Origin of the sequence: Streptomyces sp. NPDC051636 (assembly GCF_044453765.1) — a bacterium.
Lineage (GTDB): Bacteria > Actinomycetota > Actinomycetes > Streptomycetales > Streptomycetaceae > Streptomyces.
Window position 1 is genome coordinate 705,993 of sequence record NZ_JBITDA010000001.1, and the last position, 22,175, is coordinate 728,167.

A 22,175-nucleotide genomic window follows, 5' to 3' on the forward strand; every position below is an offset into this window, starting at 1 on the left:
CCGAGGAGGTCTTCCTGTGCGCCTGTCCCGCAGCCTGGCCTCAGTGACCGTAGCCGTCGCCCTCGTGGTGTCCCTGCCGTACGAGGCGATGCCGCACGCGCGCGTGAAGGACGGCAAGCCGCCGCTGCCGCTGTTCGGGGCGGAGTGCCGTACGACCGTCCGCGGCTCGCATGTGGTGGCGTACTGCCACAACCCCTATGTCGACACCGACCGCGTGCGCCTGCACATCGAGTGCGCCCGCTGGTGGGACCTCGACACGGACGGCGTCCCCGTGGACGCCGGGCCCGCGATGACCGTCCGGCTGGCGGGACGGTGCTGGAAGGACGTCCGCTCGGCGTGGGTCAGCCACCAGAAGGTGAGCTGAACCGCCCCGGACGGCACAGGAAGGGATAGCTCGCGGCCTCCGCGGCGGCCGCGACCGCGTCGCCCGCGCGGATCGCGTCCACGAGCCGGGTGTGGTCCATGTGCGTCTCGGGCGTCAGCCGCGCGCCCACGTCCGCGCGCAGCCAGTCCCGCAGCACCTCGCCCAGGTCGGCGTACATCGCCGTCATGACGTCGTTGTGGGAGGCGGCCACCACGGCCAGGTGGAAGGTCGCGTCCGCCGTCACGAAGGCCTCCGCGTCGCCCGACTCCCAGGCCTCCTCGCGCCGCGCCAGGAGCGCGTCGAGCTGCTTGAGGTCCTTCTCGGTGCGTCGCTCGGCGGCCAGCTTCGCCGCCGCCGACTCCAGGGTGGAGCGCAGTTCGGCGATGTGCCGCGGGTCGGCGTCGGCGAAGCGCCGGTGCATCACCCCTGCCAGCTCACTGGTCGCCACGACGTACGTGCCCGAGCCCTGCCGGATGTCGAGCAGTCCGTTGTGCGCGAGCGCGCGGACGGCCTCCCGGACGGTGTTGCGGGCGACCCCGAGCTGTTCGACCAGCTCGGGCTCGGTCGGGATGCGCGAGCCGACCGGCCACTCGCCCGAGGTGATCTGGTTGCGCAACTCGGCGATGACCTGTTCGGACAACGCCGAACGGCGGGGGTGGCTCAGGGGCATGGCACACCTTCGCACGGAAGGGCCGGCAGCCGGCCGCACGGGGATGGACGACCAATCATCCCATGATTCTATGATGGTGGGCATGGCAGGCGAGGAAACACGGACAACGCAGACCCGTACGACAGCCAGGACCGGCACGGCCGCGGCCGAACCCGGTACGGCCGCGGCCGCCCCGCGCGCGTGGGCGACACGTCTGGTCGTCCTCGGCATCGTGCTGTCCGCCCTGAACCTCCGCCCCGCCATCACCAGCCTCGGCGCGCTCCTGGAGGAGGTCCGCGACGGCCTCGGCATGAGCGGCAGCGCGGCCGGACTGCTCACCTCCGTCCCCCCGCTGTGCTTCGCCGTCTTCGGCGTCACCGCCCCCCGCCTCGCCCGCCGCTTCGGCCCGGCCGCGGTGGTGTGCGCGGGCATGGTCGCCATCGCCGCCGGCCTGCTGATACGGCCGTACGCGGGAAGCACCGGCGGCTTCCTGGCCGCCAGCGCCCTCGCCCTCATGGGCATCGCGGTCAGCAACGTCCTGATGCCGGTCATCGTCAAGCGCTGGTTCCCCGACCGGGTGGGCTCCATGACCGGCCTGTACTCGATGGCCCTCGCCGCCGGCACCTCGGCCGCAGCCGCGGTGACCGTGCCCCTGACCGACGCGCTGGGCGGCGGCTGGCGGTCCGGGCTCGCCGTGTGGGCGGCCCTCGCCGCCGCCGCGGTCCTGCCGTGGCTTCCGCTGGTACGGCACCGGGGGCCGGCGCCCGCCGACCCGGAACCCGCACGGCAGCACCGCCAGGAGCCGGCGCTGCGCGTCGCCCGGAGCCGTACGGCCTGGGCGCTGGCCGTCTTCTTCGGGCTCCAGGCCACCGCCGCCTACGTCACGATGGGCTGGATGGCGCAGATATTCCGCGACGCGGGCGTCGCCGCGGGCACGGCGGGCCTTCTCCTCGCCGTCACCATGGTGATGGGCGTGCCCCTGGCCTTCGTCATCCCGCGCCTGGCCACCCGGCTGCCCCACCAGGGCCCGATCGCGCTGGCCCTCGGCGCCTGCGGCCTGGCCGGATACGCCGGCCTGTACTTCGCGCCGGCCGGCGGCGCCTGGGCCTGGGCCCTGCTGCTGGGCGTCTCCAACTGCGCCTTCCCGCTGGCCCTCACCATGGTCGGCATGCGGGCCAGGACCGGCGCGGGCGTCGCCCAGTTGTCGGCCTTCGCGCAGAGCACCGGCTACCTGATCTCGATCCCCGGACCGCTGCTGGTCGGCGTCCTCTACCAGAGCAGCGGCGGCTGGGGCCTGCCGATCGCGCTCATGGCCGGCCTCATGCTCCCGCAGATGGCCGTGGGCGTCCTGGCGGGCCGCGACCGGACGGTGGAGGACGAGGCGGGGCGCTGAACCCGCCGCGCGCAGGGGCCCGGGGGGCCTCACCCCGGCGGATCCGGTGCGGACGGAGGGTGCGAGACTGACCGTATGCCTGTGCTCGACCCGAACCCCAGGAACGGCCAGAAGAAGATGCTGCTCGTCTTCGGCGCGTTCTTCGCCATCTTCCTGATCATCGCCATCATCGCCACCGTCGCGTCCCCGTGACCCGGCCCCCGGCCCCCGGCGGTGATGGTGGGGTTAACCCCCCATCCCCTAGGGGGCGAGGGTCAGGGTCAAGTGGGTGGATCACCGGATGGGTCGGCGTGCGCGGATTCCGTAGCTTCGAGATGTGGCCGCGACAGGCGGGCCACGGACCACCCGGAGACCCGCGGAGGCGATCATGTCGGCCCGTACGCACACGCGGCCCCGCCCGGCCACCTCGGGCGGCGTCGACATCCGGCTGCCCTGGTGGGCCGTCGTCCTGCCCGCGCTCGCCTTCGTCTGCCTGCTCGTGCTGATCCTCAACCCGTCGGACGCCCAGGCGGCCACCGGCCACCCGGCACTCACCCACCTCTTCGAACGGGTGCGGCAGCTGCTGGTCCGCTAGCGGCGGGGTGCCCTCCGGCGGAGAATCCGCATGTCAACTCCCTGCGCCCCATGGCCTGTTTCATGCGAAGCTGGGTCCCATGAGCGTCGCAGACCCCCGCAGGATCGTCCTCTTCCGGCATGCGAAAGCCGACTGGCCACAGGTGAACGACCACGAGCGGCCGCTCGCCGAGCGGGGCCGCAAGGACGCCGCAGTCGCCGGCCGCAAGCTGGCCGACACCGGTATCCACCTCGACCTGGCCCTGTGCTCGACCGCGGTCCGGACCCGCGAGACCTGGAAGCTCGCCGTACACGAATTTCCGCAGCGGCCGAAAACCATCTACGAGGAGCGGGTCTACGAGGCCTCGCCCGGCGAGCTGATCGCCGTGCTCAACGAAGTCGACGACGGCGCGCAGAACGTGATCCTCATCGGCCACAACCCGGGCGTGCACGGACTGGCCGACATCCTGTCCGGCTCCGCCGAGGGCGACGCCCGCGAACGGATGAACCGCCGCGGCTTCCCCGCCGCCGCCTTCGCCGTCCTGACCTTCACCGGCTCCTGGAAGACCCTGGAACCGGGTACGGCCACGCTGGCCGACTACTGGGCCCCCTCCGAGTGACTCAGAGCCCCGTATGACCTCCGCCCCATAACGGCACACGCGCAAGGGCCCGGCACCGCCTCGGTGCCGGCCCTCCCGTGTGCGGAGCCCTCCTGCGCGGGCGGCTCAGCCCTCGTCGTGCATGTCCGCCGCCTCGACCTCTTCGCGGGTGATGCCCAGCAGATACAGGACCGTGTCCAGGAAGGGGACGTTCACCGCGGTGTGCGCGGCCTCGCGGACGACCGGCTTGGCGTTGAAGGCCACGCCCAGACCCGCCGCGTTCAGCATGTCCAGGTCGTTGGCGCCGTCGCCGATCGCCACCGTCTGGGACAGCGGGACCCCGGCCTCGGCGGCGAACCGGCGAAGCAGCCGTGCCTTGCCCGCCCGGTCCACGATCTCGCCGGTGACCCGGCCCGTCAGCTTCCCGTCGACGATCTCCAGCGTGTTGGCCTGGGCGAAGTCCAGCCCCAGCCGCTCCTTCAGGTCATCGGTGACCTGCGTGAACCCGCCCGATACGACACCGACCTGGTAGCCGAGCCGCTTCAGCGTACGGATCAGGGTGCGGGCACCCGGGGTCAGCCGTACCTCGGCGCGCACCTTCTGCACCACCGAGGCGTCCAGCCCCTCGAGCAGGGCCACGCGCGCGTGCAGCGACTGCTCGAAGTCCAGCTCACCGCGCATCGCGGCCGCCGTCACCTCGGCGACCTTGTCCTCGCAGCCGGCGTGCGCGGCGAAGAGCTCGATCACCTCGTCCTGGATGAGGGTGGAGTCCACGTCCATCACCACCAGGCGCTGGGCCCGCCGGTGCAGCCCCGCCGACACCACCGCGACATCCACGCCGAGCGCCGCCGCGTCCGTCACCAGGGCGGTGCGCAGCGGCTCGGTCTCCACGCCGGACACCGCGAACTCCACCGCCGTCACCGGGTACTTGGCGAGGCGGAAGATACGGTCGATGTTGCCGCCGGTCTTGGCGATCCGGGCCGCGATCGCGGCGGTCGCCTCGGCCGTGAGAGGGTGCCCGAGCACGGTCACCAGGGAGCGTCCGAGACCGCGGGGACGGTTGTCGCCGCGACCGGAGATGATCTCCGCCTGCATCTTCACCGACTCGGCCCAGCTGTGCACGGTGGCCCGGAGGTCGCCCTCCACCCCGGCGGCCGGCTGGGTCACGAGCGCGCACAGCACCAGGCGACCGCGGGTGACGACCTGCTCGATGTCGACGACGTCCACGGAGAAGGCGGCCAGGGTGTCGAACAGGCCGGCCGTGATGCCCGGCCTGTCCTTGCCGAAGATCTTGACGAGGAGGGTGGGTACCTCGGAGGCCTGTGCGGCGGGGGTCTGCGAAGCGCTCATGGTGTGTCCACCGTATCCGGCACCGAGTGCCCGCCGCCCACGAGGTCCGTCTGACGGACAGGGAACAGCGGGTGTCACTCAGGTTGCGGAATCCCGGCGGACGGGCCACGACCGCCTCGGCCGCACGACGTACGGCGTCCGGCCGGCGCGGCTGCCCAGCGCGGGCCGCGGTGTCGCCCCTGCGCCGCCCGGGCGTCTGCCGCCCGAGCGGCCGGGTCCCGCCGGCAGACCCACCCGCGGGACCCGCGGCCTTCCCTCACCGACGTCCCTTGGGCCCTCCCGACGAGGGCGGTGGCGGTGGTGGCGGAGGCGGTGGCCCCTCGCCGGGCGGCTCCTGCGCCGGGTCCCGCGGCCCTGTCCAGGGGCGCCGCCGTGGCGAGCGGGGAGGCGGGCCGATCGGCCGGGCCACGGTCGGAGCGCCGTACACGTCCCCCGCCGCCGACGGCTCGTCCGGCGACCCGGCCTCCGGCGCGCGCCCGGTGTCTCCCGAGGGCGGGGCGTGGTCGAGCGACCGGCCACCGCCGGGCGGTCCTGCCCTGCCGGAGGACCGGGCCTCGCGGTACGGCCCCGCGCCCCCCGGAGCACCCGCGTCACCCCGCGACCACGGCCCGCCCGAGGACCCGCCCGGCCCGGCGTCCCCGGCGGCGTCCTCCGGCTCCCGCAGTCCGTCGGGCAGCCGCAGGTACGGATTGGTGGCGGGGTCCGGCGGACGGTACGGCGTGCCGGGGGCGTACGGACCCGATGGCTCGGCGTGGTGGCCGGAGGGGCCGGAGCGGCCCGCGTACTCCGGGCGCCGGGGAACGGGACCGGCACCGCCCACCCCACCTCCCACGTCACCCAGTGCCAGCGGCGCCGCCCCCCGCCCCGCAGCCCCCGCGGCCCAGGCCGGCAGAGCCCCCGCGGCCCCCGCCCCCGCGCCCCACACGCCGCCGAGGAGCAGGGCCATGCCCGGACGGCCGTGGAGTTCGACCCCGGCGCCGAACGCGTCGAAGCCGAGGACGGACAGCGAGGCGTCCACGGAGACGTCGGTCAGCCAGGCCAGCAGCGGCAGCGTCAGCGCGGTGGCGACCCCCAGCCGCAGCGCACAGCGCCCCGCGAAGCCCAACGCGCCCGGCGCAGGGCCCGCAGGGGTCCGCACCGCTGTCAGCACCCCCGCCAGCAGCATCATCAGCGCCGCCGCCACCCCGAGCAGCCACACCCGGCCGTCCAGGTCGGCCAGGCGCCCCAGGGCCACCGGCTGGTCCGGCCGCCCGCCGAGGAGCTTGTCCAGGGGGTCGGGCAGCAGCCCCACCAGTGCGCCCGTCGCCTTGCCGTCCCAGGGCACGAACAGGCCGACCGGCACGCCGAGCCACACGCCGTTCGGCGTGCCGAGGAGCGCCGCACCCCAGATGCGCCCCGGGTGGTCGTCGCCGACCGCCGCGTAGGCCGCCGCCGCGAGGCCCGCCGCCACGGCCACGAGCAGCACGGTGACGAGCGCCGACGCGGCCGGCCGTACCACCCGGTGCACCGCCTCCCAGCCGCGCGGCAGCGGAGTGCGGCGCGAGACGAGCAACGCGATCAGCAGGATTCCGGCGGACCAGCCGAGGCCCCCGAGCAGGGTGGGCGCGGTGTCCACGGTGAAACCGACCGCCGCCTTGGCGTGGATCAGGTCACCGATCCGGTCGGGCAGCAGACCGCCGATGTCCCCGAGGTCGCCGAGGCCGGGGATGCTCACCCCGCCGCCCCCGCTCCCGCCGGGCAGCCTGTCGAGCCCGAGCGAATCCCCGTCGATCGTGATGACGTCATGCCCTGCCCAGGCCAGTCCGCCCAGCATCGCCACGAAGAGCGCCACCACCGCCCCCGCGCGCGCGAGGAGTTCGGCGGGGGCGATCACAACCCCGGCCGTGCGCAGGGACCGCAGGAAGAACCACGACAGCAGCAGGGCACCGACCAGGCTCACCCCGAGTGGCGTGATCTCGATGGCGGTGTGGGCTTCCGCGCCTTTCAGGCCGAATGCCGACACATCGCCGGACGGCGAGACCGAACCACCCGCTCCCAGCGCCACAACAGCCGCGGTCATCGGGCCCAGTGAGCCCGCCGCGTCCGCCTGTAACAGGTGCAGTCCGAGCGCGGCCGTACCCGCCATCCCTATCAACGCCCAGCTGACGGCGGCGATCGCCGACAGCAGGATGTCCCCCCACGGCAGCCCGGTGCCGTGCCGCGCGGTCCCGGCTCCTGTGGCAGCGCTCATGGCAGACCCCCCGATCCGCGGGCGCGGCCGGCCGCCGCGCATGTCCCCCTGGCGGGGGATTACCACTCTCCGGTCCGGTTTCAACCCCGTCAACGGGGACGAGTTGAAGCGCTCGTCGGCGCTCTTCGCAAGGCCCGACTTTCGGTCAGAGGGCCGAGCCTGAAATAGTTCCCGACGATGTTCGCCATCCCTAGACTCCCTGTGATGGGGGTAACTCGGGGGACTACTCAGTGGGGCATGGAGTGCCGGAACTCGTACTGGAATCAAACGGACGGACCTGGATGCTCGATGCGTCCAGGTCCTACACCCTCGGACGCGATCCGCAGGGGGACATCGTGTTCGACGACGCCAGGGTCTCCTGGCGGCACGCCACGATCGGCTTCAACGGCCGCAGTTGGGTCATCGAGGACCACGGCAGCACCAACGGCACGTTCGTGCAGGGTCAGCGGATCCACCAGATGGAGATCGGCCCCGGCTCGGCCGTACACCTCGGCAACGCGACCGACGGACCGCTCCTGAACCTCTCCGGCGCGGCGGGCGCGGCCGTGCCGCAGGCACAGCCTCAGCAGCAGCCGTACGCCGCCCAGGGCGCGGGCGCCGGCTGGGCCCAGCAGGCCCCGCCGCAGCAGGCACCCCAGCGGCACGCGGCGCAGGCCGGCTGGCAGCAGCCGCAGCAGGCCGCGCCCGGTCCGCAGCAGATTCCGCAGCAGCAGAGCGCTCCGGCGGAGAGTCACGCGCAGAAGGTGCCCGGTGGTGGCGCGGGGGCGCCACCGGTCTACGGCGACCGCAGCCCGACCACGTTCCACCAGTTCTCCCTCGGCCGCGTGATCCGCATCGGCCGCGCGCTGGAGAACGACCTGGTCGTCTCCGACCTCCAGGTCTCCCGCAACCACGCCGAGTTCCACGCCACGCCCGACGGCCGCTTCGAGATCCGCGACCTCGGCTCGCACAACGGCACGTACGTCAACGGCCAGCCGATCGCCAAGGGCGGCTCGGCGGTGCTCGGCCCGAACGACATCGTCGGCGTCGGCCACTCCACGTTCCGCCTGGTCGGGGACCGCCTCGAGGAGTTCGTCGACACCGGTGAGGTCTCCTTCTCCGCCCGCCACCTGACCGTCACGGTCGACGGCGGCAAGCAGATCCTCAAGGACGTCTCCTTCGGCGTCCCGGAGAAGTCGCTGATCGCGGTCATCGGCCCGTCCGGCTCCGGCAAGTCGACCCTGCTGAAGGCGCTCACCGGCTACCGGCCCGCCAACCAGGGCGAGGTCCTCTACGACAACCGGAACCTGTACAAGCAGTTCGCCGAACTGCGCCAGCGCATCGGCCTGGTCCCGCAGGACGACATCCTGCACAAGGAACTGAGCGTCAAGAAGGCCCTCAAGTACGCGGCCAAGCTGCGTTTCCCGGCCGACACCACGGCGGCCGAGCGCGACGCCCGCATCGACGAGGTGCTGCGCGAGCTCAAGCTGGACATCCACAAGGACAAGAAGGTCACCTCCCTCTCCGGCGGCCAGCGCAAGCGGGTCTCGGTCGCCCTGGAGCTGCTGACCAAGCCGTCGCTGATCTTCCTGGACGAGCCGACCTCGGGCCTCGACCCGGGCATGGACCGCGACGTCATGCAGCTGCTGCGCGGCCTCGCCGACGACGGCCGTACGGTCCTCGTCGTCACCCACTCCGTGGCCGAGCTGGCGCTGTGCGACAAGCTGCTGGTGATGGCGCCGGGCGGCGCGGTCGCCTACTTCGGGCCGCCCGAGGAGGCGCTGAACTTCTTCGGCTACGACACCTGGGCCGACGTCTTCTCCGCCTTCGAGAACTACCGCGACTACGACTGGGCGGGCCGCTGGAAGGGCTCGCAGCACTACCAGATGTACGCCGCGGACATCGACGCCGTCGCCCCGCAGTCCGTACACATGCCTCCGCCGCAGGCGATGAAGCCGCCCAAGCCGCAGGGCTGGGCCTCGCAGCTGATGACCCTGATCCGGCGGTACGTGGCGGTCATCGCCTCCGACAAGGGCTTCCTGGCGCTGACGGTGATCCTGCCGGCGGTGCTGGGCGCGGTCAGCCTGCTCATCGACTCGGACAAGGGCCTGCTGGTCAACCCGGTGAACCCGAAGACCGGCGTGCCCATCCCGAACGGCACGGCGACCACGGTCCTGCTGATCCTCGCCGTCGGCGCGTGCTTCGCGGGCGCCGCGAACTCCGTGCGTGAGCTGATCAAGGAACGGGTCATCTATGAGCGGGAGCGCGCCACCGGCCTGTCCCGCTCGGCCTACCTGATGTCCAAGGTGGTCGTCCTCGGCGCGGTCACCGTGCTGCAGGGCCTGATGGTCGGTGTGATCGGCTTCTCCAGCCGGGAGATCCCGGACAAGGGCCTGATCCTGGGCAACGCGACCCTGTTCGAGCTGTGCGTGCCGATCATGGCGCTCGGCTTCACCTCGATGATGGTCGGCCTGGTCATCTCCTCGCTGGTGAAGACGGCCGAGAAGACGATGCCGCTGCTGGTCATGTTCGCGATCATCCAGGTCGTGTTCACCGGCTGCCTGTTCACCCTGAACGGCGCCGTGGGCGTCAACCAGGTCTCGTACCTGATGCCGTCGCGCTGGGCGGTGGCCGCCGCCGGCACCACGCTGGACTTCAACAACATCGCCCCGAACGCCGATGACCCGACCAGCACGGACCCGCTGTGGGACCACCAGGCCTCCGCCTGGGGCATGGACATGGTCGCCCTGATCGCCCTCGGCGTGCTCTGCGGCTTCCTCGTGGCCCGCTTCCTGCGCCGCCACGAACCCGAGGTCATGCGCAAGTAACCGCGCTGCCGGTACGACGAAGGGCGGCACCCCGCAACGGGGTGCCGCCCTTCCGCGTGTCCGAAGAGGTCCGCGCCGACCTCAGTACGCGCTGTTGACGTTGTCGATCGAGCCGTACCGGTGGGCCGCGTAGTTGGCCGCGGCGGTGATGTTGGCGACCGGGTCGTAGATGTTCCACGACGTGCCGGCGACGTGGTAGGCGGTGAAGGTCGGCGGGATGACCTGCAGCAGGCCCTTCGACGGGATGCCGTTGACGGCGTTGATGTCCCAGTCGTTGATGGCGTTGGGGTTGCCGGAGGACTCCCGCATGATGTTGCGGTGCAGGCCGCTGTAGCTGCCCGGGATGCCCTTGGCCTTCATGATGTCCAGGGCGTGCCGGATCCAGCCGTCCAGGTTGTTGGTGTAGCTCTTCAGGGCGGCCGGCCTGACGACCGCGCGCTGGGCGGACCGGCTGGCGGCCGCCTTCACGGCACGCGCCTCGGCGGCGCGCTGCTGAGCGGCCTTCTTGACGGCGGCAGCGGCGGCCGCCTTCTTCGCCGCGGCCTCGGCGGCCTTCTTCGCCGCCGCGTCCAGGGCGGCCTTCTTCTTCGCCGCGATGGCCTCGACCTTCACCGTCTCGGCGGCGAGCTGGTCGGTGACGGTGCCCTTGACGTTCTGGATCCGCTCGGAGCTGTAGGCGACCTGGGGGGCGGACGCCGGGGCACCCGTCGTAACCGTCTGCGCGCTGCTCGGCACGGCCGAGAAGGCGATGGCGGCGGCACCGAGGGTGGAGACACCGGCGACGGCGAGCTTGCGGTGCTTGGTCAGGACCGGACTGAGACGACGAATGTGCAGGTTCTGGGGCATGGCTGATGGACCTCTTCTAATTGCGCGGAGGTCGCTCTTTCGTGCGGCGGGGGAGTCGGCTCCGGCCCGCAGGAACGCCGCGGGGCAAACCCACGGCGTTGAGCGACGGAGGCAATTCTTAGCGGGCGCAAAATCGAGAGGCAAAGGTGTGACGTACGATCCCCGGTAGTGGATCAGGGAAGGGCAAAACGGGACAGATTGGAGCATCTGTCCCGCTCGCGAGGGGCTTACGAACTCCTAACCCCTTTCGTACGTGATGTGCGCCCTATGTGCGGGCTCACATGGGCTCCACAGCAGCTTCACCGGCCGTTGCTGCCGTAATGCTCTGCGTGAGGATCCTCCTGCGGGAGGATGAGATGGACGTCGCCGAACTCGTGCCACAGGTAGAGCCCGCGCAACGCCTCCTCATAACCACGGTCCATCGCGGCCCGCCCCGCCACCGCCTCCAGCATCAGCAGGTGCGAGGCCTCCGGCTCGTGCAGCCCGGTCAGCAGGCCCTCGACGACCCGCACCCCGCGCTCGGGCGTGACCACCAGGTCGGTCCACCCCCGCGCCGCCCGCACCACCCCGTCCGGCCCGGCCGCCGACTCCACGGCCCGCACCGCCGTCGTCCCGACCGCGATCACCCGCCCGTCACCGGCCTTCCCGGCGTTGATCAACCGCGCCGAGGCCTCCGGCACCGCGTACCGCTCCGGATACGGCGGCTCGTGCGCCTCCGCCGACGCCACCCCCGTGTGCAGTGTGATCGGCGCGAACCGCACGCCCCGGCTCACCAGCTCCGTCACCAGCCGCGCGGTGAAGGGCCGCGCCGCGCTCGGCATCTCCGCACTGCCCGCCCCGTCGGCCGACGGCAGCGCGAACACTGTCTGGTACGCGGACAGCGGCTGGTCCCGCTCCGTGTAGGAGTACCGAATGGGCCGCCCGTGCCCCCGCAGCAGCCCGAGCACCTCCGCCCCGGACACCCGCGCCCACCACAGCCGCTCGCCGCGCTCGCTGAGCGGCTCCTCCAGAACCAGCCGCGCGCCCCCGGGCAGCCCCACCACCGTCCCCCCGGGCCCGGCCGCACGCGCGCGCGTGGTGCCCTTCCCGTCCGGCTCCCGCAGCTCCACCGCCCACCTGCCGTCGTCCCCGCGCGTGGAGAAGTGCACCACCACGCGCACGTGCCCGATCCGCCCGTCCACCGCGGCGGCCAGCGTGGGCGAGGTGTTCACCACCAGCAGGTCCCCGGCCCGCAGCAGCCGGGGCAGGTCCCCGAACACGTGGTGCGACACCTCGGTGCCGCGCGACACCAGCAGCCGCACGGCACCCCGGTCCAGCCCCGGCCCGCGCTGCTCGGCCGGCACCCGCGCCGACAGCTCCTCCGGTACGCGCAGTGCCGTGGTCATCGCTCCTCCAGCAGCGCCGGCGCGCGGTAGCGCCCGCTCGCCGGACGCTCGTCCAGCAGCCGCAGGAAGGCCGGCACCACACCGGCCGGCGCGGGCCGCGGATCGTGGTCGTCCGGTACGGCCGCCGCGTACAGGTCCGTCGCCATGTCCCCGGGATCGACCGCCCACACCCGCAGCCCCGGCTCCTCCGCACCGAGCACCGCCGCCACCTGGTCCAGGGCGGCCTTGGAGGCCCCGTACCCGCCCCACGTCCCGTACGCCTCGACCGCCGCGTCCGAGCTGACCGCGATCACCGCGCCCGCCGCCGACTTCCGCAGCGGCGGCAGCGCCTCCTGGACCAGGCCCAGCGCCGCGACCACATTCACCTCCAGGGCCCGCCGCAGCCCCTCCAGCGGCAGCTCCGCGAGCCGGGCCAGCGGCTCGGCACCCAGGGCGCTCGCGTTGCTGACCAGCAGGTCGACACCGCCCAGCCCGGCCGCCGCGGCCACCAGCTCGGTCCGGTGCCCGGCGTCCGTGACGTCCCCCACCAGCGCCTCCACACGCGTGCCGTGCCCGGACACGGCCCCGGCCGCCTCGCCGAGCGCCTCCGCGCCCCGGGCGTCCAGCACCAGATCCCAGCCCCGCGTGGCCAGCGCCTCGGCGAGCGCCCGCCCCAGCCCCTTGGAGGCTCCCGTGATGATCCCTACCGGCATGACAACCGTCCCCTCGTCGTGGACCGCCTCCCGTCGGCGGTGCCCTCAACGTAGGAACGCGACCGTCCCGGCCGCCTCGGCCGCGGGCCGCAGAACGGAGAGGCCCTTCGCCCTACCCCATGGGACCGGGTCTTTCGCCCCAGCCGTCGGCCTACGCCTGCCGCCCTAGGTCCAGCGGCCCACCGGTGCCGACACCGGTCCGATCCGCGCTGTCGCACCCCGCCGGTACGGTGAGGACATGAGCCAAGGTCCCCGGTCCGGCCTCGCCGCGGTGAGCTCCGCGCTGCTGGCCATGAGCAGGCACCTCGAGGTACGGGACGTCCTGAAGACGATCGTCGCCTCGGCGCGCGAGCTGCTCGGCGCGCAGTACGCCGCCCTCGGAGTCCCGGACGACCACGGCGGCTTCGCCCAGTTCGTGGTCGACGGCGTCAGCGACGCCCAGTGGAAGGCCATCGGCCCGCTCCCGCGCCAGCACGGCATCCTCGCCGCGATGCTGCACGAGGCCCGCCCCGAGCGTCTCGCCGACGTCCGCAAGGACCCGCGCTTCGAGGGCTGGCCGTCAGCGCACCCCGAGATGTCGGACTTCCTGGGCCTGCCGATCAGGGACGGCGACGAGGTCATCGGCGCACTGTTCCTGGCCAACAAGAACTGCCCCAAGTCCGAAGGCGGTTGCGGCTTCACCGAAGAGGACGAGGAACTCCTCTCCATCCTCGCCCAGCACGCCGCGATCGCCCTCACCAACGCCCGCCTCTACGAACGCAGCCGCGAGCTGACCATCGCCGAGGAACGCTCCCGCCTCGCGCACGAACTGCATGACGCGGTCAGCCAGAAGCTGTTCTCCCTGCGCCTGACCGCCCAGGCGGCGGCCGCCCTGGTCGACCGCGACCCGGCCCGCGCCAAGGGCGAGCTGCAGCAGGTGGCCGCGCTCGCCGCCGAGGCCGCCGACGAACTGCGCGCCGCCGTCGTGGAGTTGCGGCCCGCGGCCCTCGACGAGGACGGCCTCGTCGCCACCCTGCGCACCCAGACACAGGTCCTCGACCGCGCCCACACCGCGCGCGTGACGTTCGCCGCCCGCAGCTTCCGCGCCCTGCCCGCCGCCCAGGAGGAGGCCGTGCTGCGCGTCGCCCAGGAGGCCCTGCACAACGCCCTGCGGCACTCCGGGGCCGAGCACGTCGATGTGACCGTGGACCGGCACGGCTGCGGAGCCGTCCTGCGCGTCACCGACGACGGCCGCGGCTTCGACCCGCAGTCGGTCCGCCGCGCGGGCCGCCACCTGGGCCTGGTCTCCATGCGGGACCGGGCGAGCGGGGTAGGCGGCAGGCTGACCGTGGAATCGGCGCCCGGCAAGGGCACCACGATAGAGATGGAGGTCCCCGGTGGCTGACGCAATCAGGGTGCTGCTCGTCGACGACCACCAGGTCGTCCGCCGGGGCCTGCGCACCTTCCTGGAGGTCCAGGACGACATAGAGGTCGTGGGCGAGGCGTCCGACGGCGCCGAGGGCGTCGCCCGCGCCGAGGAACTGAAGCCGGACATCGTCCTCATGGACGTCAGGATGCCGGGCACGGACGGCATCGACGCGCTGCGCAAGCTCCGCGAGGTCGCCAACCCCGCGCGCGTGCTGATCGTCACCAGTTTCACCGAACAGCGCACGGTGGTCCCGGCCCTGCGCGCGGGCGCCGCCGGGTACGTGTACAAGGACGTGGACCCCGACGCCCTCGCCGGCGCCATCCGCTCCGTCCACGCCGGCCACATCCTGCTCCAGCCGGAGGTCGCGGACGCCCTGCTGTCCCAGGAGGAGGCCAACTCCGGCCAGGGCAGAGGCGGTTCCCTCACCGAGCGGGAGCGCGAGGTGCTGGGCCTCATAGCGGACGGCCGCTCCAACCGGGAGATCGCCAGAGCCCTCGTCCTGTCGGAGAAGACCGTCAAGACCCACGTCTCGAACATCCTCATGAAGCTCGACCTGGCGGACCGCACCCAGGCGGCGTTGTGGGCGGTACGTCACGGTGTGACGGGCTGAGATTCATACCGTCGTGGGAATGTCACCCGGACGGCGCATCCTCTGTCGGTCCCCGGCGTTCTCCAGGGCGTGCTGCGGCGAGTGCCGCGGCGCTCGCCAAGGAGGGGTTGGAGAAGTGCAGAAGCTGAAGAAGGCAGCGGCCGTGACGATGGTGGCAGGTGGCCTGATCGCCGCCGGTGCCGGCATGGCCTCCGCCACCAACGGCGCGTGGGCGGGTGGCGAGGCCAAGGGCTCCCCGGGCGTCGTCTCGGGCAACGTCGTCCAGGCCCCCGTGGACGTCCCGGTGAACGCGGTCGGCAACAGTGTGAACGTCATCGGCGTGCTGAGCCCGGCCTTCGGCAACCTGGGCGTCAACCACTGAGCCCCGGCCGACCATGACCCAGGCCTCCCGAGTGCACCGGGGGGTCTGTCAGGCTTTCAGGTGGTTGTCATACCGGCGTGCTTCCGGCGCCGGTCCAGCACTCTCAGGCCGAAGCGGGGGGCTGGGGGCGGCAGCTCCCAGCGACGCCGGCCGCGGCACAACCCCCGCTCACCGCACCCCTTTCTCCCGCTCCTCCACAACGGAGTTGTACGCCGCGACCTGCGCCCGCCGAGCCGTCCGCCCAACCGGCCGCAACGCCTCGGACCGCGCCGCCATCTCCGACGCGCTCACCGCGGCCCCGTCCCCGTGGTCGTACGCCAGGGACACGAGCAACCCCACCCGCTGCGCCAGCTCCAGCACCCGCACCGCCCGCGACGGATACCCCGGCGCCAGCACCTCCCGCCCTCGCTCGGCGCGCGCCCGGTACGCGTCGATCGCCGCATCGGCCACCGGCCCCGACCCGGCGACGTCCAGCCGCGACAGCACCTCCGTGGCCTCCCGCAGGGCCTCCGCCAGCTCCCGCTCGGCCTCACCGAGCGACGGCACATCGGCCGGCGGAGCCTCCCGCACCGGCAGGCAGTGCCAGACCACCTCGACATGCACATCACCGGCGGGCCCGGCCTCGAACACCTCCGGCACCAGCCCGAACGCGGCGCCGTGACCGACCACCGCCTCCTGAGCCTCCAGCGCCCGCGCATTGAACTCCGGCGGCCCGCTCAGCCCCAGCGGATGCCCCGGCGCGGGCAGCGCCACTCGCAGTCCCGTGACACCCAGCGCCCGCAGCCGCCCCAGCGCGAGGGTGAGCCCGACCGGCGCCGGCTCACCCGGCAGCCCCTCCACCCGGTGGACGGCGTCCTCCCCGACAATGGCGAGCACGGCGTCATCCGGTGAGACAAGTCCGGCCAAAAGGGCGTTTCCCCAAGCGGCGAGGCGTCCTGAACGCGGTTCCGAGAGCATGCCCCCACCCTAAGGACCGTACCGATGGAATGGACCGCGGCACCGGTGGCGTAGATTTCGTAGGGGCTGCGCCCACCGGCGCGGCGGACCGAGCCACAGGCGTACGCGACAGCCGAGACGGCCACACTGCAAGGGGAGACAACGCGCTCATGAGCGATGTTCTGGAGCTTCAGGACGTATCCGTGGTCCGCGAGGGCCGGGCTCTGGTGGACCAGGTCTCCTGGTCGGTCAAGGAAGGCGAGCGCTGGGTCATCCTCGGCCCCAACGGTGCCGGCAAGACCACCCTCCTGAACGTCGCCTCCAGCTATCTCTTCCCCAGCAAGGGCACCGCCACCATCCTCGGCGACACCCTCGGCAAGGTCGACGTCTTCGACCTGCGCCCCCGCATCGGCATGGCCGGCATCGCCATGGCCGACAAGCTCCCCAAGCGCCAGACCGTGCTGGAGACCGTGCTGACGGCCGCGTACGGCATGACGGCCCACTGGCAGGAGGAGTACGACGAGGTCGACGAGCAGCGCGCCCGCGCCTTCCTCGACCGCCTCGGCATGAGCGACTACCTGGAGCGCCGCTTCGGCACCCTCTCCGAGGGCGAGCGCAAGCGCACCCTGATCGCCCGCGCCCTGATGACCGACCCCGAGCTGCTCCTTCTGGACGAGCCCGCCGCCGGCCTCGACCTCGGCGGCCGCGAGGACCTGGTCCGCCGCCTCGGCCGGCTCGCCCGCGACCCCATCGCCCCCTCCATGATCATGGTCACCCACCATGTCGAGGAGATCGCCCCCGGCTTCACCCACGTCCTCATGATCCGCCAGGGCAAGGTCCTCGCCGCGGGTCCGCTGGAGCTCGAGCTCACCTCGCGCAACCTCTCCCTCTGCTTCGGCCTCCCGCTCGTCGTCGAGCAGGTCGGCGAGCGCTGGACCGCCCAGGGCCTGCCCCTTTCCTGACCCCGTCGCGCCCTGTCCGCGGCAGACCCGCGGCCCTACCATGACCATGTGAACGACATCGACGCATGGGTGTGGTGGCTCGTCGGCGCGGCAGCGCTCGGAATCCCGCTCGTGGTCACCGCGATGCCGGAGTTCGGCATGCTCGCGGTGGGCGCCGTCGCGGCCGCGGTCGCCGCCGGACTCGGCCTCGACGTCGTGGTCCAGGTACTCGCCTTCGTCGTCGTCTCGGTCGCCCTCATCGCCGTCGTACGGCCCATCGCGGCCCGGCACGGCAGACAGCGGCCCCGACTGGCCACGGGGATCGACGCGTTGAGGGGAAAACAAGCCGTCGTCCTGGAACGCGTCGACGGCTCGGGCGGCAGGATCAAGCTCGCCGGAGAGGTCTGGTCGGCGCGCTCTCTCCACACCGACCACGCCTACGAAGTGGGCCAGGAGGTGGACGTCGTGGACATCGAGGGAGCCACCGCGATCGTCATCTGACCTCGCGGGACTCAACTGAACCGAACGACCCACGAGTTGCGCGACGGTCTGTCAGACTCGACCAGCAAGATCGATCTCCTGGAACCACAGGTTCTGTCGAAGGCGCCGAGGCGGAGAAGGGTACGGGGAGCACGATGGCACCGGTCATCATCGTCCTGATCATTCTGGTGGTGTTGGTCTTCATCGCCCTGATCAAGACCATCCAGGTCATCCCACAGGCCAGCGCCGCCATCGTCGAGCGCTTCGGCCGCTACACACGGACACTGAACGCGGGCCTCAACATCGTCGTCCCGTTCATCGACACCATCCGCAACCGCATCGACCTGCGTGAACAGGTCGTCCCGTTCCCGCCGCAGCCGGTGATCACCCAGGACAACCTGGTCGTGAACATCGACACCGTCATCTACTACCAGGTGACCGACGCCCGCGCCGCGACCTACGAGGTCGCCAGCTACATCCAGGCCATCGAACAGCTCACCGTCACCACGCTCCGCAACATCATCGGCGGCATGGACCTGGAGCGCACCCTGACCTCCCGCGAGGAGATCAACGCGGCCCTGCGCGGTGTCCTCGACGAGGCCACCGGCAAGTGGGGCATCCGCGTCAACCGCGTCGAGCTGAAGGCCATCGAGCCGCCCACCTCCATCCAGGACTCCATGGAGAAGCAGATGCGCGCCGACCGTGACAAGCGCGCCGCGATCCTCACCGCCGAAGGTACGCGCCAGGCCGCCATCCTCACCGCCGAGGGTGAGAAGCAGTCCCAGATCCTGCGTGCCGAGGGTGAGGCCAAGGCCGCCGCCCTGCGTGCCGAGGGCGAGGCCCAGGCCGTCCGTACGGTCTTCGAGGCGATCCACGCCGGAGACCCCGACCAGAAGCTCCTCAGCTACCAGTACCTCCAGATGCTCCCGAAGATCGCCGAGGGTGACGCCAACAAGCTCTGGATCGTCCCCAGCGAAATCGGCGATGCCCTCAAGGGCCTGTCCGGAGCCATGGGCAACTTCGGCCAGATGGGCGGCGGTTCGGGCGGCAGCGGCTCCGGCAACGGCTCGGAGCAGCGCCGCGAGAAGCCGCAGATCGACTGACCTGTCGCGTACGTGAGTGGGGCCCGCCTTCTCCATGAAGGCGGGCCCCACTCACGTACTGTCACGACGGCCTAAGCCGCCGCCGCGCTCTGCGCCAGCCACTCGGGCAGTGCGCCCAAGTCCTCGTGCCCCAGAGCCAAAAGCATCGCATCGGCGGGCGTCGGCTCGAACGGCTGCCGCAGCAGCGGCATGCCCGCCTGCTCCGGAGTCCGGTTGGCCTTGCGATGGTTGTCCTCCGCGCACGAGGCCACGGTGTTCAGCCAGGTGTCCTGCCCGCCCTGCGACCGTGGCACCACGTGGTCCACGGTCGTCGCCCTGCGCCCGCAGTACGCGCACCTGTGCCGGTCCCGCACCAGCACACCCCGCCTGGACCACGGCGCTTGTCTTCGGAACGGCACCCGTACGTACCTGCACAGCCGGATCACCCGGGGCGCGGGTATGTCCACATCGGCGCCCCGCATGCGCAGTTCGGGGTGGGCCTGCTCAACGACGGCCTTGGCCGTCAGTACCAGCACGACGGCTCGGTTGAGGGTCACCGTCGACAGCGGCTCGAAGCTCGCGTTCAGCACCAGCGTGTCACGCATCCAGCCCACCTCCCATGTGCACCGGCCCACCCCCCGGCGGGCTTGGATCAACTCTGGACGGGCGCGCCGAGATGGACAACGCAATAAAAAATGCCCGCCCCTGATCACTTCCAAGACCAGAGGCGGGCAAACGTTCCATGAACGCCGGGCTTACTCAGCCCTTCCCGGGGTTCTCGTACTCACCGATGAGCTGAGCGCGCGCGATCGTGTGGAACCGCAGGTTGAATCCGACGACGGCGGGCGAAGCGTCGGCATCCGGACCGAGCTTGGCCTGGTCCACGGCGTACACCGTGAAGACGTACCGGTGCGGCCCGTCCCCGGGCGGCGGTGCGGCACCGCCGAAGTCCTTCGTCCCGTAGTCGTTCCGCGCGTGCACGGCACCCTCCGGCAGCCCCTCGAACTTGCCGCTGCCCGCACCCGCGGGCAACTCGGTCACGGAGGCCGGAATGTCGAACACGACCCAGTGCCAGAACCCGCTGCCCGTAGGGGCGTCCGGGTCGTAGCAGGTCACGGCGAAGCTCTTGGTCTCGGGCGGGAAGCCCTCCCACCGCAGATGCGGTGAGGTGTTGCCGGCCGCGTGTACCTGAGCGTCCTTGAGCGTCGCACCCTCCTGGACGTCCTCGCTCGTGACCGTGAACGACGGCACGGGCGGGTGGAAGTCATGGGGGAGCGGCCGCCTCTTGAGCTCGGTCACCTCGGTACCTCCTGAACGGTTCTGGAGTCAGTGACTCCGAGCCTAGGGCCCTAGAACCAGTTGCGCTTGCTCCCGACCTCGGACAGCCACTGGTTGAGGTAAGCCGCCCAGTCGGTCCCCTGGTAGTCGTGCAGGCCCACCTGGAACGAGCGGTAGGTGTCGCTGCTCTCGCTGAACAGCCCCGGCTTCTTGTCCATCTCCAGCACCACGTCCATGGCGTGCTCGTCGGCCACGAAGCTCAGCTCGACCTGGTTCAGGCCCCGGTACTGCGACGGCGGATAGAACTCGATCTCCTGGTAGAACGGCAGCTTCTGCCGCGTGCCCCGGATGTGGCCGCGCTCCATGTCCGCGTTCTTGAAGCGGAAGCCCAGCTGGATGAAGGCGTCCAGGATCGCCTTCTGCGCCGGCAGCGGGTGGACGTTGATCGGGTCCAGGTCACCCGAGTCCACCGCACGGGCGATCTCCAGCTCGGTCCGCACCCCGATGTGCATCCCGCGCAGCGGCTGCCCGTCGATCATCGTGACCGGCGTCTCCCACGGGATCTCCAGCCCGAACGGCACCGCGTGCACAGCCCCCGCCTGCAGCTCGAAGGCCCCGCCGAGCTGCACCTTGGTGAACTCGATGTTCTGCTTGTACTCCTCGTCGCCGCTCTCCACCTCGACCTGCGCCTGCAGGCCCACGGACAGCCCCTCGATGTTCTGGTTCACGGACCCGCCCTGGATCCGCACCTCACCCTGGACGACACCGCCCGGCACCACGTTGACCTCGTTCAGCACCGTCTCGACCGAAGCTCCGCCGGCCCCCAGACTCGCGAGCAGCTTCTTGAACGCCATGACTCTCCCTTTACGAACGGATCCTTGATCCCTACAAACGCGATCCGGGCACGACCGGTTCCGCGCCCACACCCTGGCAAGCCGACGGATCCTTGACCACCCCTGGGCAACCACCCGTCTGGACTACGCTCGGACGCCATGATCGCGCCCTCGGACCGTACGCCCCTGCCCCGGAAGTTCTTCGACCGGCCCGTCCTCCAGGTCGCGCCCGATCTCCTGGGCCGCATCCTCGTCCGTACGACACCGGACGGCCCGATCGCGGTACGCCTGACGGAGGTCGAGGCGTACGACGGCCCGAACGACCCCGGCTCCCACGCCTACCGAGGCCGCACGCCCCGCAACGACGTGATGTTCGGTCCGCCAGGACACGTGTACGTCTACTTCACCTATGGGATGTGGTTCTGCATGAACCTCGTGTGCGGTCCCGAGGGCACCGCCAGCGCGGTCCTGCTGCGCGCCGGCGAGATCATCGAGGGCAAGGAACTGGCCCGCAAACGTCGACTCTCGGCCCGGAACGACAAGGAACTGGCCAAAGGCCCGGCCCGCCTCGCCACGGCCCTGGGCGTCGACCGCGCCCTCGACGGAACCGACGCGTGCGCGGCCGGCGACACCCCGTTGCGGATCCGGACCGGCACCCCCGTCCCCTCCGACCAGGTACGCAACGGGCCGCGCACCGGAGTGGCGGGCGACGGTGGGAACGGGGACGTTCACCCCTGGCGCTTCTGGATCGCCGACGACCCGACCGTGAGCCCTTATCGGGCCCACGTGCCGAGGCGCCGCCGAAGTTGACTTGCCTGGGGAAGGTGCGTAACGTGGCCCGAGCCGCTGAACCGGGTACGGCAGTAGCCAGCAGCCGGAGCGGCCAAACCACTACCTACGGCCTCCCCTCAACAGGGGCGAATTCTGGTGTGCTCGCACGCCTGAATTCGGACCGGCGCAACTCGATTATGAGTTCGCGAGGGAATCGGCTAACGTAGTGAATGTCGAAAGGCCGACGGGCGAAAGCCCGCAGCCCCGGACAATCCCGCCGACCGGGAATCGGACACGAAAGAGTCTGATAGAGTCGGAAACACCGAAGGGAAGCCCGGAGGAAAGCCGCGAGAGAGTCTCTCGGGTGAGTACGAAGGAAGCGACCGTTCCTTGAGAACTCAACAGCGTGCCAAAAATCAACGCCAGATATGTTGATACCCCGTCTCCGGCCGTCACGGTCGGGGCGAGGTTCCTTTGAAAAAACACAGCGAGGACGCTGTGTGCGAGAGGATCATTCCTCCTCTCGCACCGCTCTCGTGGTGTTCATCCCGATTACGGGAAAACATTCACGGAGAGTTTGATCCTGGCTCAGGACGAACGCTGGCGGC

At 71.5% G+C, this 22,175-nt stretch carries 23 protein-coding genes; 13 read left to right on the forward strand and 10 right to left on the reverse strand.

Features of this window, described 5'->3' with window-relative positions:
• The first annotated feature begins 16 nt into the window (after positions 1 to 16).
• Positions 17 to 364 (forward strand): hypothetical protein, encoded by a 348-nt coding sequence (locus tag ACIBBH_RS03350; RefSeq protein ID WP_399401398.1) that lies wholly within the window; start codon positions 17 to 19, stop codon positions 362 to 364.
• Here ACIBBH_RS03350 and ACIBBH_RS03355 read toward each other — a convergent pair.
• Positions 342 to 1,034 (reverse strand): FadR/GntR family transcriptional regulator, encoded by a 693-nt coding sequence (locus tag ACIBBH_RS03355; RefSeq protein WP_399401400.1) that lies wholly within the window; start codon positions 1,032 to 1,034, stop codon positions 342 to 344. The genes ACIBBH_RS03350 and ACIBBH_RS03355 overlap by 23 nt on opposite strands.
• A 73-nt stretch (positions 1,035 to 1,107) precedes the next feature.
• Between ACIBBH_RS03355 and ACIBBH_RS03360 the strand changes: the two genes are divergently transcribed.
• The 4 genes from ACIBBH_RS03360 (at position 1,108) to ACIBBH_RS03375 (ending at position 3,578) form a co-directional block, all read left to right on the forward strand.
• On the forward strand, positions 1,108 to 2,406 hold the full coding sequence (locus tag ACIBBH_RS03360; protein ID WP_399401493.1) for a CynX/NimT family MFS transporter: 1,299 nt from the start codon (positions 1,108 to 1,110) through the stop codon (positions 2,404 to 2,406).
• A gap of 75 nt (positions 2,407 to 2,481) precedes the next feature.
• The gene (locus tag ACIBBH_RS03365) at positions 2,482 to 2,598 is read left to right on the forward strand and encodes an SGM_5486 family transporter-associated protein (RefSeq protein WP_399401402.1); all 117 of its coding nucleotides are present in this window, start codon (positions 2,482 to 2,484) and stop codon (positions 2,596 to 2,598) included.
• A gap of 175 nt (positions 2,599 to 2,773) precedes the next feature.
• A complete protein-coding gene (locus ACIBBH_RS03370) occupies positions 2,774 to 2,980 on the forward strand; it encodes a hypothetical protein (protein ID WP_399401404.1) in 207 nt (68 codons plus the stop codon).
• Between the two features lie 79 nt (positions 2,981 to 3,059).
• Entirely contained in the window at positions 3,060 to 3,578 is a 519-nt protein-coding gene (locus ACIBBH_RS03375) for a SixA phosphatase family protein (protein WP_399401406.1), read from the forward strand.
• Between the two features lie 105 nt (positions 3,579 to 3,683).
• Here the strand turns inward: ACIBBH_RS03375 and serB are convergent, their stop codons facing one another.
• Both serB and ACIBBH_RS03385 read right to left on the reverse strand, forming a co-directional pair.
• Positions 3,684 to 4,907, reverse strand: a complete 1,224-nt coding sequence (gene serB, locus ACIBBH_RS03380; RefSeq protein ID WP_399401408.1) for a phosphoserine phosphatase SerB — start codon at positions 4,905 to 4,907, stop codon at positions 3,684 to 3,686.
• A gap of 256 nt (positions 4,908 to 5,163) precedes the next feature.
• Positions 5,164 to 7,137: a streptophobe family protein gene (locus ACIBBH_RS03385; protein WP_399401410.1), complete on the reverse strand. Its 1,974-nt coding sequence runs from the start codon at positions 7,135 to 7,137 to the stop codon at positions 5,164 to 5,166.
• Between the two features lie 242 nt (positions 7,138 to 7,379).
• Between ACIBBH_RS03385 and ACIBBH_RS03390 the strand changes: the two genes are divergently transcribed.
• Entirely contained in the window at positions 7,380 to 9,944 is a 2,565-nt protein-coding gene (locus ACIBBH_RS03390; protein WP_399401412.1) for an FHA domain-containing protein, read from the forward strand.
• A gap of 81 nt (positions 9,945 to 10,025) precedes the next feature.
• On the opposite strand, the gene ACIBBH_RS03395 is transcribed toward ACIBBH_RS03390, so the two are convergent.
• From ACIBBH_RS03395 to ACIBBH_RS03405, 3 genes are all read right to left on the reverse strand, one after another.
• Complete coding sequence (locus ACIBBH_RS03395; protein ID WP_399401414.1) at positions 10,026 to 10,790, reverse strand: transglycosylase SLT domain-containing protein; 765 nt, start codon at positions 10,788 to 10,790, stop codon at positions 10,026 to 10,028.
• A gap of 299 nt (positions 10,791 to 11,089) precedes the next feature.
• Complete coding sequence (locus tag ACIBBH_RS03400) at positions 11,090 to 12,175, reverse strand: S-adenosylmethionine:tRNA ribosyltransferase-isomerase (protein WP_399401416.1); 1,086 nt, start codon at positions 12,173 to 12,175, stop codon at positions 11,090 to 11,092.
• Complete coding sequence (locus ACIBBH_RS03405) at positions 12,172 to 12,867, reverse strand: SDR family NAD(P)-dependent oxidoreductase (protein ID WP_399401418.1); 696 nt, start codon at positions 12,865 to 12,867, stop codon at positions 12,172 to 12,174. The genes ACIBBH_RS03400 and ACIBBH_RS03405 overlap by 4 nt, the downstream gene beginning before the upstream one ends.
• 238 nt (positions 12,868 to 13,105) lie before the next feature.
• Here ACIBBH_RS03405 and ACIBBH_RS03410 point away from each other — a divergent pair, with 238 nt between their 5' ends.
• From ACIBBH_RS03410 to ACIBBH_RS03420, 3 genes are all read left to right on the forward strand, one after another.
• Positions 13,106 to 14,251, forward strand: a complete 1,146-nt coding sequence (locus ACIBBH_RS03410) for a GAF domain-containing sensor histidine kinase (RefSeq protein ID WP_399401420.1) — start codon at positions 13,106 to 13,108, stop codon at positions 14,249 to 14,251.
• Positions 14,244 to 14,885 (forward strand): response regulator, encoded by a 642-nt coding sequence (locus ACIBBH_RS03415; RefSeq protein WP_399401422.1) that lies wholly within the window; start codon positions 14,244 to 14,246, stop codon positions 14,883 to 14,885. Before ACIBBH_RS03410 ends, ACIBBH_RS03415 begins: the two co-directional genes overlap by 8 nt.
• 115 nt (positions 14,886 to 15,000) lie before the next feature.
• Entirely contained in the window at positions 15,001 to 15,246 is a 246-nt protein-coding gene (locus ACIBBH_RS03420) for a chaplin (protein ID WP_399401424.1), read from the forward strand.
• A 168-nt stretch (positions 15,247 to 15,414) separates the two neighbouring features.
• Here the strand turns inward: ACIBBH_RS03420 and ACIBBH_RS03425 are convergent, their stop codons facing one another.
• A complete protein-coding gene (locus tag ACIBBH_RS03425) occupies positions 15,415 to 16,203 on the reverse strand; it encodes a hypothetical protein (RefSeq protein WP_399401426.1) in 789 nt (262 codons plus the stop codon).
• 149 nt (positions 16,204 to 16,352) lie between these two features.
• Between ACIBBH_RS03425 and ACIBBH_RS03430 the strand changes: the two genes are divergently transcribed.
• From ACIBBH_RS03430 to ACIBBH_RS03440, 3 genes are all read left to right on the forward strand, one after another.
• On the forward strand, positions 16,353 to 17,144 hold the full coding sequence (locus ACIBBH_RS03430) for an ABC transporter ATP-binding protein (RefSeq protein ID WP_399401428.1): 792 nt from the start codon (positions 16,353 to 16,355) through the stop codon (positions 17,142 to 17,144).
• A gap of 48 nt (positions 17,145 to 17,192) precedes the next feature.
• A complete protein-coding gene (locus tag ACIBBH_RS03435; protein WP_399401430.1) occupies positions 17,193 to 17,624 on the forward strand; it encodes an NfeD family protein in 432 nt (143 codons plus the stop codon).
• 134 nt (positions 17,625 to 17,758) lie between these two features.
• Complete coding sequence (locus ACIBBH_RS03440) at positions 17,759 to 18,706, forward strand: SPFH domain-containing protein (protein WP_399401432.1); 948 nt, start codon at positions 17,759 to 17,761, stop codon at positions 18,704 to 18,706.
• A 71-nt stretch (positions 18,707 to 18,777) separates the two neighbouring features.
• Here the strand turns inward: ACIBBH_RS03440 and ACIBBH_RS03445 are convergent, their stop codons facing one another.
• From ACIBBH_RS03445 to ACIBBH_RS03455, 3 genes are all read right to left on the reverse strand, one after another.
• Entirely contained in the window at positions 18,778 to 19,290 is a 513-nt protein-coding gene (locus ACIBBH_RS03445) for an HNH endonuclease (protein ID WP_399401434.1), read from the reverse strand.
• 154 nt (positions 19,291 to 19,444) lie between these two features.
• Positions 19,445 to 19,984 (reverse strand): YbhB/YbcL family Raf kinase inhibitor-like protein, encoded by a 540-nt coding sequence (locus tag ACIBBH_RS03450; RefSeq protein WP_399401436.1) that lies wholly within the window; start codon positions 19,982 to 19,984, stop codon positions 19,445 to 19,447.
• A 50-nt stretch (positions 19,985 to 20,034) separates the two neighbouring features.
• Complete coding sequence (locus ACIBBH_RS03455) at positions 20,035 to 20,817, reverse strand: sporulation protein (RefSeq protein WP_399401438.1); 783 nt, start codon at positions 20,815 to 20,817, stop codon at positions 20,035 to 20,037.
• 138 nt (positions 20,818 to 20,955) lie between these two features.
• Here ACIBBH_RS03455 and ACIBBH_RS03460 point away from each other — a divergent pair, with 138 nt between their 5' ends.
• Positions 20,956 to 21,606 (forward strand): DNA-3-methyladenine glycosylase, encoded by a 651-nt coding sequence (locus ACIBBH_RS03460; protein ID WP_399401440.1) that lies wholly within the window; start codon positions 20,956 to 20,958, stop codon positions 21,604 to 21,606.
• Positions 21,607 to 22,175 lie beyond the last annotated feature (569 nt).